Annotated in this window: 13 protein-coding genes; 4 read left to right on the top strand and 9 right to left on the bottom strand. The window is 63.9% G+C overall.

Translation table 11 applies throughout. From position 1 onward, the window contains the following. Window positions 1–18: 18 nt before the first annotated feature. From NUX07_RS01785 to NUX07_RS01765, 5 genes are all read right to left on the bottom strand, one after another. Window positions 19–333, bottom strand: a complete 315-nt coding sequence (locus NUX07_RS01785; protein ID WP_265528355.1) for a hypothetical protein — start codon at window positions 331–333, stop codon at window positions 19–21. Next, on the bottom strand, window positions 323–1849 hold the full coding sequence (locus tag NUX07_RS01780; RefSeq protein ID WP_265528353.1) for a type II and III secretion system protein family protein: 1527 nt from the start codon (window positions 1847–1849) through the stop codon (window positions 323–325). Before NUX07_RS01780 ends, NUX07_RS01785 begins: the two co-directional genes overlap by 11 nt. Beyond that, entirely contained in the window at window positions 1839–2750 is a 912-nt protein-coding gene (gene cpaB / locus NUX07_RS01775; RefSeq protein ID WP_265528352.1) for a Flp pilus assembly protein CpaB, read from the bottom strand. The genes NUX07_RS01780 and cpaB overlap by 11 nt, the downstream gene beginning before the upstream one ends. A gap of 161 nt (window positions 2751–2911) precedes the next feature. Next, window positions 2912–3094, bottom strand: coding sequence for a Flp family type IVb pilin (locus tag NUX07_RS01770; RefSeq protein WP_265528350.1), 183 nt, complete (start codon window positions 3092–3094; stop codon window positions 2912–2914). 436 nt (window positions 3095–3530) lie between these two features. Next, window positions 3531–4301: a DUF2569 domain-containing protein gene (locus NUX07_RS01765; protein WP_265528349.1), complete on the bottom strand. Its 771-nt coding sequence runs from the start codon at window positions 4299–4301 to the stop codon at window positions 3531–3533. Window positions 4302–4572: 271 nt separating this feature from the next. On the opposite strand from NUX07_RS01765, the gene NUX07_RS01760 reads away from it, so the two are divergent. Together NUX07_RS01760 and NUX07_RS01755 are read left to right on the top strand one after the other, a co-directional pair. Next, window positions 4573–5940, top strand: a complete 1368-nt coding sequence (locus NUX07_RS01760; protein ID WP_265528348.1) for a glycosyl transferase family protein — start codon at window positions 4573–4575, stop codon at window positions 5938–5940. Further along, complete coding sequence (locus tag NUX07_RS01755) at window positions 5937–6980, top strand: hypothetical protein (protein ID WP_265528346.1); 1044 nt, start codon at window positions 5937–5939, stop codon at window positions 6978–6980. The genes NUX07_RS01760 and NUX07_RS01755 overlap by 4 nt, the downstream gene beginning before the upstream one ends. Window positions 6981–6990: 10 nt before the next feature. On the opposite strand, the gene NUX07_RS01750 is transcribed toward NUX07_RS01755, so the two are convergent. The 4 genes from NUX07_RS01750 to NUX07_RS01735 all read right to left on the bottom strand — a co-directional run bounded on the left by NUX07_RS01750 (window position 6991) and on the right by NUX07_RS01735 (window position 11883). Then, window positions 6991–8670, bottom strand: a complete 1680-nt coding sequence (locus NUX07_RS01750; RefSeq protein ID WP_265528344.1) for an ATP-binding protein — start codon at window positions 8668–8670, stop codon at window positions 6991–6993. Between the two features lie 64 nt (window positions 8671–8734). Continuing rightward, window positions 8735–9490: a TIGR02186 family protein gene (locus tag NUX07_RS01745; RefSeq protein WP_265528343.1), complete on the bottom strand. Its 756-nt coding sequence runs from the start codon at window positions 9488–9490 to the stop codon at window positions 8735–8737. Continuing rightward, a complete protein-coding gene (locus NUX07_RS01740) occupies window positions 9490–10401 on the bottom strand; it encodes a sulfite exporter TauE/SafE family protein (protein WP_265528341.1) in 912 nt (303 codons plus the stop codon). Before NUX07_RS01740 ends, NUX07_RS01745 begins: the two co-directional genes overlap by 1 nt. Window positions 10402–10446: 45 nt before the next feature. Continuing rightward, the gene (locus NUX07_RS01735; protein WP_265528339.1) at window positions 10447–11883 is read right to left on the bottom strand and encodes a M23 family metallopeptidase; all 1437 of its coding nucleotides are present in this window, start codon (window positions 11881–11883) and stop codon (window positions 10447–10449) included. Window positions 11884–12028: 145 nt separating this feature from the next. Here NUX07_RS01735 and NUX07_RS01730 point away from each other — a divergent pair, with 145 nt between their 5' ends. Both NUX07_RS01730 and NUX07_RS01725 read left to right on the top strand, forming a co-directional pair. Then, a complete protein-coding gene (locus NUX07_RS01730) occupies window positions 12029–14584 on the top strand; it encodes a DEAD/DEAH box helicase (protein WP_265528338.1) in 2556 nt (851 codons plus the stop codon). Beyond that, window positions 14581–14835, top strand: coding sequence for a S4 domain-containing protein (locus NUX07_RS01725; protein WP_265530725.1), 255 nt, complete (start codon window positions 14581–14583; stop codon window positions 14833–14835). The genes NUX07_RS01730 and NUX07_RS01725 overlap by 4 nt, the downstream gene beginning before the upstream one ends. Window positions 14836–14909 lie beyond the last annotated feature (74 nt).

The raw sequence follows: 14909 nt of genomic DNA, 5'->3' as shown, positions 1-14909 counted from the left end.
TAATCGCCCAACAGCGCCTTACAGAGGTCCGCTGCTTTGACGACTGCCGAGACCGCCTTGGCCCCCGCCGCCTGTGCCGCCCTGGTTGCCACCGCTTCCGCCAGCGCCGGATGGCCGCTTGACGGTGCCTTCGCGATACGCTTTCGCATTGTCGGCACCGCGTTCGCCGCTTTCACCCGGCTTGGCGTCGTCCCATTCATATTCGGGTTCCGGATCGATCGTGTGCGCAGCCTTGTTGTAGGCCACCGCATCGCCATAGCCCGGATCGACCGGCGCGCATGCCGCTGCGACGAGGGGCAGGGTGATGCCCGCAATCAAAAGCTTACAGGTCATGTCCATACTCCTTTTCGAGCGTGCGCGGATCGACAGAGGCCATACCGCCACCGGTATCGCCGCCATCGTTGTTGCGGTTTTCCGGTGCATATTCGCTCGGCGGTTCGCCGATTGGATACCAACTCGGATTGGGCTGCTCGCCCGGCAGCGAGATGGGCGGCACCGCGCCATCGGTCTTGCCGAGCAGGAACAGGTCGATTTCATCGGGCGGCGTCACGCGGTCGGTTGGCGACTGGAGATAGCCGTGCGGCACCGGGCGCACGAGGCGCGGGGTGACGATGATGACAAGCTCGGTTTCCTGCCGCTGGAAGTCCGTCGACCGGAACAGCGAGCCGATGATCGGGATCGACCCCAGGATCGGAAACTGACGTACGGTATCGCGGAAGTCCGTCCGCAAAAGGCCGGCGAGCGCAAAGCTTTCGCCGTCACGCAGTTCGACCGTCGTATAGGCCCGGCGCGTCTGCAATCCCGGAACCACGATGCCGTTGATGGCAACCGAGGCCGAAGAATCGATCGAGCTGACCTCGGGCTGCACGACGACATTGATGACGCCATCGGCAAGCACCGTCGGCGTGAACGCGAGCGCGACGCCGAACTGCTTGAATTCTACCGAGATGGCAGCGCCATCATCGCTACCGCCTTGCGCCACGGGGATCGGGAACTCGCCGCCCGCCAGGAAGCTCGCCTGCTCGCCCGACAGTGCAACCAGCGTCGGCTCCGCCAGCGTCGTCGAGACACCCTTGCGCTCGAGCACATCGAGCGAGGCGGCAACATTCGCGCCAAACAGGGTGAAGGTGCCAGCAAAGGCGCCGTAAGCATCTTGCACCGTATCGAGCGCCACGCCGCTACCCGGATTGTCGCGGTCGAACACCGATGCGCCGTCGCCGATTGCAGCGCCGAAATCGCCATCGTTGTTTGAAATAAAGAAGCCCGTTCCGAGCTCCTTGAGCGCGGTACGATTCACTTCGGAGAAGCGCACTTCGAGCATGACCTGCTGCGACGATCCGATCGACATCATGTTGATGACATTGCCGCCGTAGGCTTCTGCCAGCTGCATCGCGCGGTCGGCAGCCACGGCCGATGACACGATGCCGTCGAGCACGATCGAATCGTTGACGATCCGCGCCCCGACGTCTTCGCCCGGCATGAGGTCGGAGAGCTGGCGCTTGAGGCTGGTCACGTCAGGCCCGACCGCGACATCGATGACAGCGATCAGGCGGTTACTGGAATCGTAAAGCGTCAGGCTTGTCGTGCCCTGACTGCGGCCCAGCACGTATAGCGACTGATCCGACAGCGGCAGTACGTCAGCGATTTCACTGTTGCCGACGAGCGCACGGGCGAAAGGACGGTCGGTCCGCAGCACCTGGCTCTTGTTGACGGGAATAGCGAGTTCGCCGGCGTGAATGCCGTCCCCTGCCTCGATAAGCTGCGCATGTGCCGGCGCCGCGATGACAGCCGCCCCCGCGGCCAGCATCAATCCGGCCAGCGCGGCGCGCATGGTCCCCCTAGTCTTCATATTCGCCCACCTCGTAGCTGCTTGTATCCAGGCCTCTCGTAACTTCGACCCGCGGTTTTGGCGGCGGCGCCGGACGTGCCGTTGCGGCCGGGCGGGTAAAGCGTCGTGCCGGACGCGCTACCGCCTGTGTCGGCTCCGGCACGGCGGCCGTCGCACCCTCGTAAGCGCCACGCTGCAGCTCGTAGCGCAGGTCGTTGAGGCTTACGGTTTCCACGGTCGGGATATTTTCTTCGACGCCCGGTTTGCGCAGCACGAGGCTGAGCTGTCCGAGCTGCTGGCCAAGCGCGAGCTTCTGAGCGTCGACAGGCGTGACCTCGAGCGTCGCCGTGCTGGACACCGCCGGCTGGTTCGAATCCTGCGCGCGCTGATCCATCGCGATGACGCGGACATTCTGGAGCAGTACGTCGGTCACTTGCTGCGACCCGTTGAGTGACTGACGCGTGATGAGGACGTCGACCGAGTCATTGGGCTGGATGAAGCCCGCAACGCTCGACACGGCGTTTACGCTAACCGTAGCCGCGCGCATCCCCGGGGGCAGCGTCGCAGCGATCGAGGCACCTTCGCCTTCGCCCGTAAGATCGGCGGCGAGCAGCGGCTGGTTGACCTGGATCGGACGCAGTGCATGGCGCGTTTTGCCTTCCGGAAACAGCGTCTCGAAATCGGGGAATGTGCCGGGCGGCAAGGCGTTGGTCGGATAGCTTACAAACCGCACGCGGTCGCGCGTGATTTCGGTGCCATAACCCAAGGGCGCAGCGGCGACAGCGACCTGAGTGCGCTCGCCAGCGGCTTCCTGCGCGGCAATGCGGCCCTCTTGGCCTGATAAATAGCTATTCACGAGGTAGACGGCGATGATGCCGAGCACGACAGCCACAGCCAGCGCAATAATTGAATTACGGTTCATAGCCCGATCATCCCCCCAACTGAAAATCCGTTAACCTGTATCAGCTTTTCTCCACAGCGCCTAGGAAAAAGGCGTTAATTTCCAAATTACTGATGCAGAGATGAAAATGGCCGGCCGTTGAAAACGGACCGGCCATCTTCGTTACGTATTACTCTCTCAACTTACGGGCAGCTGGTGCCGTCCGTGTTGATGCACTCGGTCGTGTCGTCGATGGCGTTGCCAATCGCCGAACCCAGGGCCACGGCGGCAAGCGCCAGGACCGAACCGATAATGGCGAGGATCAGCGCATATTCAGCAGCCGACGCACCCGACTCATTCTTCATCATTGCAACAAACTTCTTCATTCTTCGTCCCCTACTCTCTTTATCACTCCCGAACCGCCATGCCGGCGATCCGTCTACCGATGATGGAAACAGAGCTGAGAGACACGATCGCAAAACGCGTGCAACAAATGCACTTGCGATCCCCCCCGACCTAGCTTCCGCCCGCATCGGATGGCTCATTTCTTTACGCGCTTTAACTTTTCGTCAAGCATAGAAATTTAACTCCCATTATATTCCCAAACTGCAGTAATCGGCCAGAAATGGCAGATTTGCGTGGGTAATGGCATTTAATGGGAGGTTAACAGAACCTAATTCAGATTAATATTTGTTTCAAAACAGGACAAAAAAATGAGCGCTCACGGTTTAAGTCGCAGTTCAATCAGCTGCATCCGCGCCGAGTCGCGGGCGCGACTCGGGGACAAAAACAACGATGCAGATTGATTGGAAAGGTTGGTGCCTACGCTTCCACGCGGTGGCGATAGGTCACGTTCACGCGGCGTGACAGCAACAGATACGGCGCCCACAGGCCGACCGATATCAGCACCTTCTTGACGTTCGCATCGAGCAATGTCTGCAATGGTGCGGCAACGCTTGAGGGCAGGCCTTGCGCGGCCACCAACTGCGCCACCGACAATTGCATCGCCAGGTCGATACACCAGACAGCCACCAGCAGCCGCGGGAACAGCGGCACGCGGCGCAGCGCCGCAACGAAAGCAATGGTATACAGGCTGGTCAGCAACACGACGTCGAGCGTCATCATGAAGTGCAGCACCGAGAGCCAGCTCGGCACCGCGCTGGTGATCGCGGGAATTGCCACCAGGAACTCGGCGACACGCACCGGGACGTTGAGCAACATGCCGACCAGCAACGAAACCATGATACCGCTGGCACCATAAAGCGAATGCGCCTTGGCTTCGGAAGCATCGACGTCGCGCCACTTGCCGACGAGGGCAAGGCGCATGTCAGGCTGCGCCATGTTTTCGCCGTCGGCGAACCATTTGAGCGCGAGCCCCATCGAGACGAGGGGCATGACGATCACCAATATATAAGGCAGCGCCGTGCCGAGATCGTTCGAACCGGCGCCAACCGCGCCAAGCGACACGCGTAGCGAACAGGCGCCCATCGCAAGGATCAGCCAGAAGGCCATGATCGTCTTGAGGCTTGCCTCGAGCGCAGCCAGCAGATTGGCAGCGCGGGTCTGCATATTCTGAGTAAGAGCGGCAATCATCAAACGGGCACTTCCTTCTCGGTCGGCGTGCCCCTTCGCTAACGCAATTGACTTACTATTCGGTAAAGCCCCGCAGCCCGTCTTGTTCCGTCATCACGCTGAAAACGTTGCAGGAATCGCTGAAATTGAACTCGCATTTCAAGGATAGCCTCCGAAATGGAGGTAGTTGCGGCACCGAATTGTTTCTGACATAGGTCAAACTTGCTCGGATATTCAGCGGATAGGACCGCATGTATCGAGCGTCGATTCCAAACATTGCGAATAGTCGACCATGAGCATCGCCCAACTCATGGCGTCCATCGCTGGCGAACTGGCCTTGTTCGCTGCAGTCGGCTTTTTCCTCTTTTCGCTCGACGACCTCGTCGTCGACATCCTCTATTTCACGCGCCGCTTCTGGCGGACGGCCACCGTCTATCGCCAACACGAGCGCGCGCACGCGGACAGCTTCAAAACGACCCGCGATGACGGCTGGATGGCCGTGTTCATCCCGGCTTGGGACGAGAGCGCCGTCATCACGAAGATGCTGCGCGAAACGCTGGCCCGCTATGGCCGCGCCGATTACCGGCTCTTCGTCGGCTATTATCGCAACGATCCGGCAACCTGCGCGGCGGTTCATGCCGTTGATGACGAGCGCATCATTCCGGTCGAGGTCGACGCCGACGGGCCGACCACCAAGGCACATTGCCTCAACTACCTGCACGACGCTCTAATCGTGGAAGAGACGGAGCGCGGGAGCAGCGCGCGGGCGATCATCCTTCACGATGCGGAAGATCTGGTACACCCGTTGGAACTGGCGGTATTTGATCGGCTGATCGATCGCGCCGCTGCGATCCAGCTCCCCGTCATCCCGCTGATCGATCGCGAGTCGCCCTGGATCGGCGGGCACTATTGCGACGAGTTCGCCGAAAGCCATGGCAAGGAGCTGGTAGTTCGCGAGGCCGTCGGCGCCTCGATCCCGCTCGCCGGTGTCGCCTGCGCCATTCGCCGCGATGCGATGGCGCGGCTTGCTGCGCAGCATGAAGGCACCCCCTTTTCGGGCGACAGCCAGACCGAGGATTACGAACTCGGCCTGCGACTTGGCGCGCTTGGCATGAAAACCATGTTCGTGCGCATCCCGGCATTGCCTGGCGAGCATCAGGTCGTCGCCACCCAAGGCCATTTCCCGTCGACGCTCGACGGTGCAGTGCGCCAGAAAGCGCGCTGGATCGGCGGCATCGCGCTGGCCGGTTGGGACCGGCTGGGCTGGCGGGGCCGGCTCGGCGAATATTGGATGCGCATGCGCGACCGGCGCGGACCGCTTGCCGCGCTCTTTCTCGCCGCCGGCTACCTTGCCGCCCTGCTGTGGTCGCAGCTGTGGCTGGCGAAAAGCTTCGGCGCTCCGGTCGATCTGGGCGTCGGCCCCGCACTCCAGCTTCTGCTCCTGATCAATGCCGCGTTCCTGACCTGGCGCCTTGCCATGCGCTTTGGTTTCACTGCGGCGACGTACGGGATCTGGCAGGGCTTCCTGTCGATCCCGCGGATCGTCATCGGCAACATCATCACGATGCTTGCAGTGAAGCGGGCGCTTGGCTTTCATCTACGTGGCGGTGCGCCCCGCTGGGACAAGACAGCACACGTCTTTCCGGAGACGAGCACATGAGCAGCCCGACAAGCTTTCTCGCGATGTTCGTCGCGGGCTGGGTGATTCTGCGTGTCGCCACTGCAGGCTTTTATCCCGGCGCGTTCGCCAAACCGCTCGACACTATCCCATTGGTCGCTGCAGCCAGTGTGCAGGCGGCCAAAGCGCCGCGGCCCGCCACGACCGTCTACGTACCTTACCCAGTTTATATCGAACATAGCGCGGATGCGGTCGCATCCCCCCCGACCGTCGCTGCGTTCGCCCGCCCCGCCGGCATGGCCCGAGCCATGGTATCGCCGCCGCCACGAGCCCGTGCGGTGGATCCGATGCCATGGACCTTGTCGGCGGGCGGGCGGCCTATTTCGATTGTCGCGACCGCGCTACCGCCACCTCGGCCAGCGCCCGTATCGCCCGGAGCACCCGCGGTAGCGCCGCCCCCGTTCGATCGCTGGCAGCTTTCTGGTTGGGGCCTGTTTCGCGACGATGCGCCCGGCCAGTCGCTAGCCGCCGCCGGGGCGCTCGGCGGCAGCCAGGCCGGCGCCCGCCTGCTCTATCGCGTCGACCAGAACTTCGCCGTGTCCGCACGCGCCAGTGCCCCCGCCAATCGCGACATCGATGGCGGCGAGGTCGCGCTGGGGGTCCGCTTCACGCCCTTCACCGGGATCCCGCTGTCCCTCACCGCCGAACGGCGCCAAGGGATCGGCGATAGCGGTGGCCGCAACGATTTTGCACTGTTCGCGGAAGCCGGCGTCTGGGACCGGTCGATTGCCGCCGATGTAAAAGCCAATGCCTATATCCAGGGCGGTGCAGTCGGCATCGAGGAGCGCAACCTGTTCGTCGACGGCGCGCTGACCCTTACCCGCCCGCTTATCGCCAATGTCGACGGCGGCCTTGGCATATGGGGCGGGGCGCAGCCCGGCCTGTCGCGGCTCGACGTCGGGCCGCGACTCTCGATGCCGCTATACGGCGGCGTCAAACTCCATCTGGACTGGCGCCAGCAAGTCGCCGGCAACGCCGACCCGGGGTCCGGGCCGGTGGTCAGCCTCGGCGCCGACTTCTAACCGGCCAGCGCTACTTGCCGTGGCCGCGCCAGCGGCGCACGGTGCGTTCGATGATGCCTTCTTCATCGCCCACTTCGCGCCAACTTTCGGCAAAGCTGGGATCGCTCGACGCCGGGCGCTTTTCCGCCTCCAGCGTATCGAAGGTGACGCGGATCGGAATGTTCACGCCTTCACCCGATGCAATCACTTCGCGGTTGCGCAAGGCGGGAATGGCATCGAGGAAGCCCTTGGCACCTTCGGGCATGGCGGCGCGCACGACGTCCTGATCGCGCTCGTTGTTCAGACGCATCGAGAGGATGGTGCCGCACTGCGACAGCACGCCTTCGGCCAGATCGGACGGACGCTGCGTGATCAGCCCCAGCGAGACGCCATATTTACGACCTTCCTTGGCGATCCGCTCGAGGATGCGGCGCACGGCTTGCGCGCCCGAGGTTTCGTCCTTGGGGACGTAGCGGTGGGCTTCTTCGCAGACCAGCAGGATCGGGCGCTGCGCTTCGGTGCGGCTCCAGATGGCATAGTCGAACACCATGCGCGCCAGCACCGACACCACGGTCGAGGTCACTTCCGAGGGAACCCCCGACACGTCAACGATCGAGATCGGGCGGCCTTCGGCGGGCAGGCGGAACATCTTCTGCAAGAACCTGGCCATCGTGTCGCTGACCAGCATGCCCGAGAACATGAAGGAGAAGCGCGGATCCGAACGCAGCTCGTCGAGCTTGTTCTTGATGCGCTGGTAGGGCGTTGCATCGCCGGCGCGATCCAGCTTGCCCATCTCGTTGACGATGATCTGGTTGAGATCGGTCAGCAAGTACGGGATCGGCGAATCCACCGTCACCTTGCCGAACTCTTCCGCCATCTTGTTGCGGCCGCGCGCTTCCAGCAGGCACTTGGCAAGGATGTCGGCATCGCGCTGGCGATCATGACCCGACGAGACGAGCATGACTTCACAATGCTCCTCGAAGTTCATCAGCCAATAAGGCAGCTGCAGATTGTCGACGTTGAACAGTTCGCCATAGCCCTTGAAGGCGGCCGAATATTCGCCGTGCGGGTCGATCATCATGATGTGACCCTCGGGGCTATGTTCGCAGATGCGGTGCAGGATCAGCGACACCGAGGTCGACTTACCCGTACCGGTCGACCCAAGCACCGCGAAGTGCTTGCCGAGCATCGGATCGATATAAAGCGCACCGCGGATATCCTCGGTCGGATAGACCCTCCCGATCTCGATATGCGGGCGACTGTCGGCGGCGAAGACCGAACGAAGGTCGGTCGTGGTCACGGCGTGCACTTCGCAGCCCGGAATGGGGAAGCGGGTTACACCGCGTTTAAAGTCCGACATGCGGCCATCGGCCTCGCGCTTGCCTTCACCCAGGAAGTCGACATAGGCCAGCACGGTGGTGCCTTCGAAGGCCTTCATCGTGCGCACGTTGGCGATCAGCCAGCTCTTGCCTACCGCCATCTTCACCTGGCTGCCGACTTGGCCCGACATCTGGAGCGCGGGGTCTTCGTGGGTGGACAGTTCGATCAGGCGGCGCGCATCCATGACGACGCGGCTACCCGAACCGGCGATTTCCAGCACGTGCCCGATCGGCGGTTCGGCGCCCGGTGCGGGCGGCGGAACATCGCCTTCCTCGCGGCCGTAGCTATTCAGCTCGCTTACAAATTGCTGCAGGTTCGGCTGGTCGTTCATCGATGTTATGCCCCAAAAATTACGCTTCCTTTATGCCCATAGAGCAAAATGCGTTAAATTTCACTTAGGTAGTTTTGCGAAATGCGACCGAGGCGATCCAGCCCATCGACAGCGCAAGCAACACCGAGGCAAGCCCATAGAGGAAAGGATTGCGCACCGCGCGTAGGGCCACGAAGCGCTCGAACCCGGTTTTTTCGATGACGATGTCACGGGTGGCAACGGCAACGATGCGGCCATCTTCGATGAGGAATGTCTCGGCCGTATAGGTGCCGACGGGCACGCTGCTGGGGATCGCGATGCGCGCGCGATACAGCACGCCTTCGCTGATCTCGACGCCTTGCGGATATTCGACGTAAAGATCTTTCTGCGTGCGAAGGTCGATCAGCCCGGCTTCGAAGCGTCGCACCGTTTCCGGCTGCTCACCGCCGCCGGGCGAAAGCTGGAGATTGTCCACGCCGAGCTCGTAGATCGCTGCGGTGCGCTCATCGAGCAGGTCATCGAGCGGAGCGCTGGAGGCGACCGCGTAGAACCCCGGAACCGAGGTAAAGCGATAGCTGTCGGCATTCATCCAGATGCCCGCTTTCTTCTGCTTTTCGCGCAGGAGCAGCGGCTCGACCGGCCCGCGCAGTACGACGGCCACGTGGGCAGGCTCTTCGGGCACCCGCCCGCCGGGATAAAGCACCGCACCGAACAGCAATAGCTGCGCACCGGTGAAGCTGTAGCGGATCTGCACTTCGCGCGAACTGATATCGGGGACCAGCACCGGCGCGCTCGCCCCGGTCAGCCCCAGCAGGCACAGCCCAAGGAACAGCGCGCGCATCACAGCAAGGTCACCGTGTAGATCTGGTCGGGCCGCCAGGTCAGCCCGAGGAACAGCCGCAGCGCGACGACGAGGATCATCACCGACAGGGCAAAGCGCAGGAGGTCGGGCTTGATCTTCTGCGCGACCACCGCGCCATATTGCGCGCCGACCACGCCGCCCAGCAGCAACAATGCGGCCAATACGATGTCGACCGCCTGCGTCGATAGCGCATGCACCATCGTCGTCACCGCGCTGACGCCGAGGATCATCAACAGGCTGGTGCCCACCACGACGCGCGCCGACATGCCGAGGATGTAGATCATCGCCGGCACCACGATGAAGCCGCCGCCGACGCCCAGCAGCACGGTCAGAATGCCGGCCACGAAGCCGAGCATGGCTGGTGCGAGCGGGGAGACGTAAAGCCCCGAGGCGTAGAAGCGCCAGCGGAGCGGCAGGGCAGCGACATATTTCTTGTGGCGTGACGGCGGTCCAGCGCGCTTGGGCGGCTTGATCCAGCCCAGCGCCACCATCGCATCGCGCAGCATCAGCGCGCCGATCGAGCCCAGCAGGCCGACGTAGAGAAAGCCGATGACGAGGTCGATCTGACCGGTCTTTTGCAGCAGGCGGAAGAGAAACCCGCCCAGCACCGAGCCGACCAGCCCGCCTCCGATCAATACCGCTCCCATCTTGAAGTCGACCCCGCCGCGCCGCATGTGCGCAGCGACGCCTGAAACGCTGGCGCCGGTGATCATGGTCGCCGCCGAAGCCACCGAAACGGCAGGCGGGATGCCGTAGAAGATCAGGAACGGCGTCGTCAGGAAGCCGCCGCCCACACCGAACAGCCCGGACAATATCCCCACCAGCGCGCCTAGCCCGATGATGAAGATGATATTGACCGATTGCTCGGCGATGGGGAGGTAGATTTCCACGGCTTCAGGCGTAGCGAAGCGCGCGGGCTTTTTCGACCTTTTAAACTAGCTCGTCGGCAGCGGTGCGGGTCTCGCGACCGGCGCCAGCTGCTGGTAGCTGCGATAGCGCTGCTGCGCGGCTGCCAGCACTTGCGGATCAACCAGCTGGCGGCGCACCGTCTTTACCGTGTGCGGGTCGACCTTGCGCCCGCTCACCGTCACTTCGTAATGGAGGTGCGGCCCAGTCGACAGGCCGGTCGAGCCGGTATAGCCGATCACGTCGCCGCGGCTGACGCTGGCACCGCTCGGCACCACGATCCGCGACAGATGCGAATAGCTCGTCCCCACGCCCTCGGCGTGCGCCAGCTTGACCTGCTTGCCCGCCCCGCCGTTCCAGCCCGAACGCGTCACACGGCCGTCGGCAGCGGCGTAGACCGGCGCACCGTGACCGGTACGAAAATCGATGCCGCCATGCAGCCGCTTGTAGCGCAGGATAGGATGCACGCGCATGCCGAAGTTCGAGCTTATGGGGGCATTGACGGGCCAGCTCAGCCCCTCTTCCTCGACCACCGCATTGCCCGTGGGATCGATCCATTGTTCATCGCCCGCGACACGCCATTTGACGAGCGCCATCGGGTCCATGCCTTGCCGCTTCACGCCGGCAAACAGCAGCGGTCCCGGAAGTTCTTCACCGGCATCGCTGACCCGCCGTTCGAGCACCAGGTCGAAGCGGTCGCCGCGCAGCACGGTGCCGACATCGATCTTCGCGCCGATGGCCTTGAGATAGTCGCTGGCCGTGCGCGGGCTGGCCCCGGCGGCGCGCAGCGACCAATACAGCCCTTGGTCGACCGAGCCTGAAATGCGCATCGGTTCGCTCGCCACCGCGATCCGCTCCTTGCGGACCGAAAAACTATCCCCGTTACGCTCAAGCGCGACGCGCAGGTTGAAGCGCGCCTTGAGGCTTAGCGTTTCGAGCGGCCGCGCGCCGCTCAGGCTCGCCTGCCCCAGCCGGATATTCACCTTCGTTCCCGCTGGAAGGTCGCCAGGCGCCGCTGCGCGCACCGCCGCTGCCGCAGCGCCGGCATCCACCTGTGCAACACCCGCGCGCCGCAACCCCGCTTCGAGGCTGTCGCCTTTTCCCAGCGTCGCCACCAATTCACGCCAGGGCCGCTGCGGGACCACCGCGATGGTCTCGACGCGATCGTCCGCAGCCATGCGCAGGCCCGTTTGCCCGCCGGCATCGAGCGCGCGCACACCAGCCGCGCGATACTGGATGGCGGTGTCATCGACGGGTAGCGCGGCAGCGACCGTCGGCAGCCCGCTTGCGGGGCCTGCGACCATGATGGCCATGCTGGTTAGCGCAAGCGCTGCACACCCGCGCCACCATAGGCTGGAAAAGCGCGCTTCATCGAGCGCGTCGGCATAGGGCAAGGCAAGCGGCGGCGGCGGCACGAAGGCGCGTTCGCGCAAGGTGCGCGACCGCCCGAAACCGTCTTGTGCCATCATGTCCATCTTGACGCGCTCATCCCCGCGAAAAACTGCTGCACTTTCCCTAGCATCGTCTTGGTTAACAAGGCTTTATGTCAAATTGTCTTCGCCTTGCCGATTAGCTCTTGCATCGAACGGTCCGTCGATTCACGGTGGCGGCATGAGCGAGGACGGCCTCGTCCGGGCCATCTTGGGGCCCACCAATACCGGCAAGACGCACTTGGCGATCGAGCGGATGTGCGCCCATTCATCGGGCGTCATCGGTTTCCCGCTGCGGCTACTGGCGCGCGAAGTTTATGACCGCGTCGTCGCGCTCAAGGGCGACAAGTCGGTCGCGCTGGTGACCGGCGAAGAACGCATCGTCCCGCCGCAAGCGCGCTACGTGCTGTGCACCGCGGAATCGATGCCCGTTCCGTCGGGAACCGGCGAGATGCTGCCCGGCGATCCGGGCGACCTGCCGCGCGACTATGCCTTTGCCGCGATCGACGAAGCCCAGCTCGGCATCGATCCCGAACGCGGACATGTCTTTACCGACCGCATGCTCCATGCTCGAGGCCGCGAAGAGACGCTGATCTTGGGTTCAGACACGCTGCGGCCTATCATCAAGGAACTCCTGCCGCGCGCCGAAATCGTTGGCCGGCCGCGCTTCTCGACGCTTTCATACGCCGGCGCTTGCAAGCTTTCGCGCCTGCCGCCGCGTAGCGCCATCGTCGCCTTCAGCGCCGAACAGGTCTATGCGCTTGCCGAAATGCTGCGCCGGTTCAAGGGCGGCGCTGCAGTCGTCATGGGCGCGCTGTCGCCTGCTACCCGCAACGCGCAGGTCGAACTCTTCCAGCGCGGCGAGGTCGACTATCTTGTCGCCACCGACGCCATCGGCATGGGGCTCAACATGGACGTGAAGCACGTCGCCTTCGCGGGCCTTTCGAAGTTCGACGGCCGCCGTGAACGCCGGCTGCGCATCTCCGAAATGGCGCAGATCGCCGGGCGCGCCGGACGCCACCAGCAGGACGGCACCTTCGGCACCTTGTCGTTGGGCGACCGGAGCCCGGAGATGACCGACGAGGAAATCGCCAACATTGAAGCGCACCGATTCCGCCCGCTCGAATCGCTGTTCTGGCGCAATAGCGATCTCGACTACACCAACGTCGAAACGCTGATCGCCAGTCTCGAGGAGAAAAGCGACGATCCGGTGCTGCGCTCGGCCCCGCTGGCAATCGATCTCGCAGTGCTCAAACAGCTCGCCGAAGACCCCAAGATCGCCCACACCGAGGGTGAGGCCGCCAGGCGCCTCTGGGCATGCTGCGGCCTTCCCGATTTTCGCAAGGTCGGCCCCCAGCACCATGCCCGCCTGGTCAAGCGCGTTTTCACTTACATTGGCGAGGGCGGGCATATCGCGCAGGACTGGTTCGCCGCCGAAGTCACCCGGCTCGATCAGGTGCAGGGCGATATCGAAGTCCTCGCCGACCGCCTCGCGGGCATCCGCAGCTGGGCCTATATCGCGCAGCGCTCGGACTGGCTTGCCGATCCGCACAAATGGCAGGAACGCACGCGCGACGTCGAGGCCCGGCTCTCCGACGCGCTCCACCGCGCGCTGACCCAGCGCTTCGTCGACCGGCGCACCGCGATGCTGGTCAAGGATATCGGGTCAAACGGTGCCGACGCTCTGCCCGTCACCGTTTCCGCAGAAGGAGAGGTCATGGTCGGCCCCGAACCGATCGGCCATTTGCAAGGCTTTGAATTCAAGGTCGACCCCACCGCCAAGCATGCCGACAAGCGCCTGCTTCTGGCCGCCGCCGAGCGACGTCTCGGCAAGGAGCTTTCGCGCCGCGCGCAAACGCTCGTCGATGCCCCCGACACGGCCTTCACCTTGGCCGAAGACGGGAGCGGCGTCGGCATCGCTTGGGAAGACCATTTTCTTGCCCGGCTGTCGCCAGGCCGATCGCTGCTCGAACCTGCGGTGCGCACCACGCGCGCGCTCGACCGCCTGTCGACCCCTGCGCGCGCCGCGCTGCGCAGCCGCCTCGAAGCATGGGTCGAAACCATGATCGAGCGGCATCTGTCGCCGCTCAAGCAGCTGGCCGCGGCGGCCGCCGACAAGGACACGCCCGCCAACGTGCGCGCCATCGCGGCGATGCTGGCCGATGCCGGCGGGCTGATGCCGCGCCGCGATCTTGCCAACGCCATTTCGCACCTCGACAAGGCCGATCGCTCGGCGCTCTACAAGCTGCGCGTGCGCCTCGGTGCGCTCGACGTCTTCATTGCCACGCTGCTCAAGCCCGCCGCGCAGGAATGGCGCGCCGCCCTGCTCGCCGTGCGCGAGGAACGTAAACTCCCCGCCCTGCCGCAACCCGGCACCTCGACCCTCGACGAGACCGCCGACCATCATGGCGCCGGGCTCGCCTTCCGCCGCCTGGGCAAAATGTGGCTACGCGTCGACATGGCCGATCGCCTTGCCACCCATGCATATGAATCCAAGGAAAAGGGCGGCGACCCCTTGAACAGCGAGCTCGCCACCAGCCTCGGCCTCGACGACCAGGCCGTCGCCATGCTGATGGATGAAATCGGCTTCGTGCCCAAGGGGGAACGTTGGAAATGGCGCGGCCCGCGCCGACATCGCAAGAACAAGCGCCCGCACCACAAGAAGCAGCGCCATCAGCGCAAGGGCCACCGTCCGGCCAACGCGTTTGCGGACGCGCTCAAGGATCTCAAGAAATAGCGCTCAGGCTCGACACGCTGCTTTGCCGGCTGCGCTTCGTGAAGACCCGCGGCCGCGCCCAAAAGCTGATTGCCGACGGTCTCATCCGCGTCGATGGCAAGCGCTGCCTCAAGCCCGATACGAAGATCGCGGCGGACCAGGTACTGACGCTTCCTCTGCCTTCGGGCATCTTGGTCGTGCGCATCCTGTCGCTGCCGGAACGGCGCGGCCCTGCGGCAGAGGCGCGCGCCTGTTACGAAGCGGTGAATTGATAACGACTCGCATCAAGCCATAGACCGTTGACGCTCGGGCCTGCGCTTTCTAGCCAAGCTCCAACCAAGGAGCC

The sequence above is a fragment of the Sphingomicrobium marinum genome, assembly GCF_026157105.1.
Classification (GTDB): Bacteria; Pseudomonadota; Alphaproteobacteria; order Sphingomonadales; family Sphingomonadaceae; genus Sphingomicrobium; species Sphingomicrobium marinum.
Note: the sequence above shows the minus strand (reverse complement) of the source record. Positions and strands in the feature narration are given on the sequence as shown.

Bases quoted from the DNA above. Each gene is read 5' to 3' on its own strand.
- NUX07_RS01785 (WP_265528355.1), bottom strand. From the start codon at position 333: ATGACCTGTAAGCTTTTGATTGCGGGCATCACCCTGCCCCTCGTCGCA.
- NUX07_RS01780 (WP_265528353.1), bottom strand. From the start codon at position 1,849: ATGAAGACTAGGGGGACCATGCGCGCCGCGCTGGCCGGATTGATGCTG.
- cpaB (WP_265528352.1), bottom strand. From the start codon at position 2,750: ATGAACCGTAATTCAATTATTGCGCTGGCTGTGGCTGTCGTGCTCGGC.
- NUX07_RS01770 (WP_265528350.1), bottom strand. From the start codon at position 3,094: ATGAAGAAGTTTGTTGCAATGATGAAGAATGAGTCGGGTGCGTCGGCT.
- NUX07_RS01765 (WP_265528349.1), bottom strand. From the start codon at position 4,301: ATGATTGCCGCTCTTACTCAGAATATGCAGACCCGCGCTGCCAATCTG.
- NUX07_RS01760 (WP_265528348.1), top strand. From the start codon at position 4,573: ATGAGCATCGCCCAACTCATGGCGTCCATCGCTGGCGAACTGGCCTTG.
- NUX07_RS01755 (WP_265528346.1), top strand. From the start codon at position 5,937: ATGAGCAGCCCGACAAGCTTTCTCGCGATGTTCGTCGCGGGCTGGGTG.
- NUX07_RS01750 (WP_265528344.1), bottom strand. From the start codon at position 8,670: ATGAACGACCAGCCGAACCTGCAGCAATTTGTAAGCGAGCTGAATAGC.
- NUX07_RS01745 (WP_265528343.1), bottom strand. From the start codon at position 9,490: ATGCGCGCGCTGTTCCTTGGGCTGTGCCTGCTGGGGCTGACCGGGGCG.
- NUX07_RS01735 (WP_265528339.1), bottom strand. From the start codon at position 11,883: ATGGCACAAGACGGTTTCGGGCGGTCGCGCACCTTGCGCGAACGCGCC.
- NUX07_RS01730 (WP_265528338.1), top strand. From the start codon at position 12,029: ATGAGCGAGGACGGCCTCGTCCGGGCCATCTTGGGGCCCACCAATACC.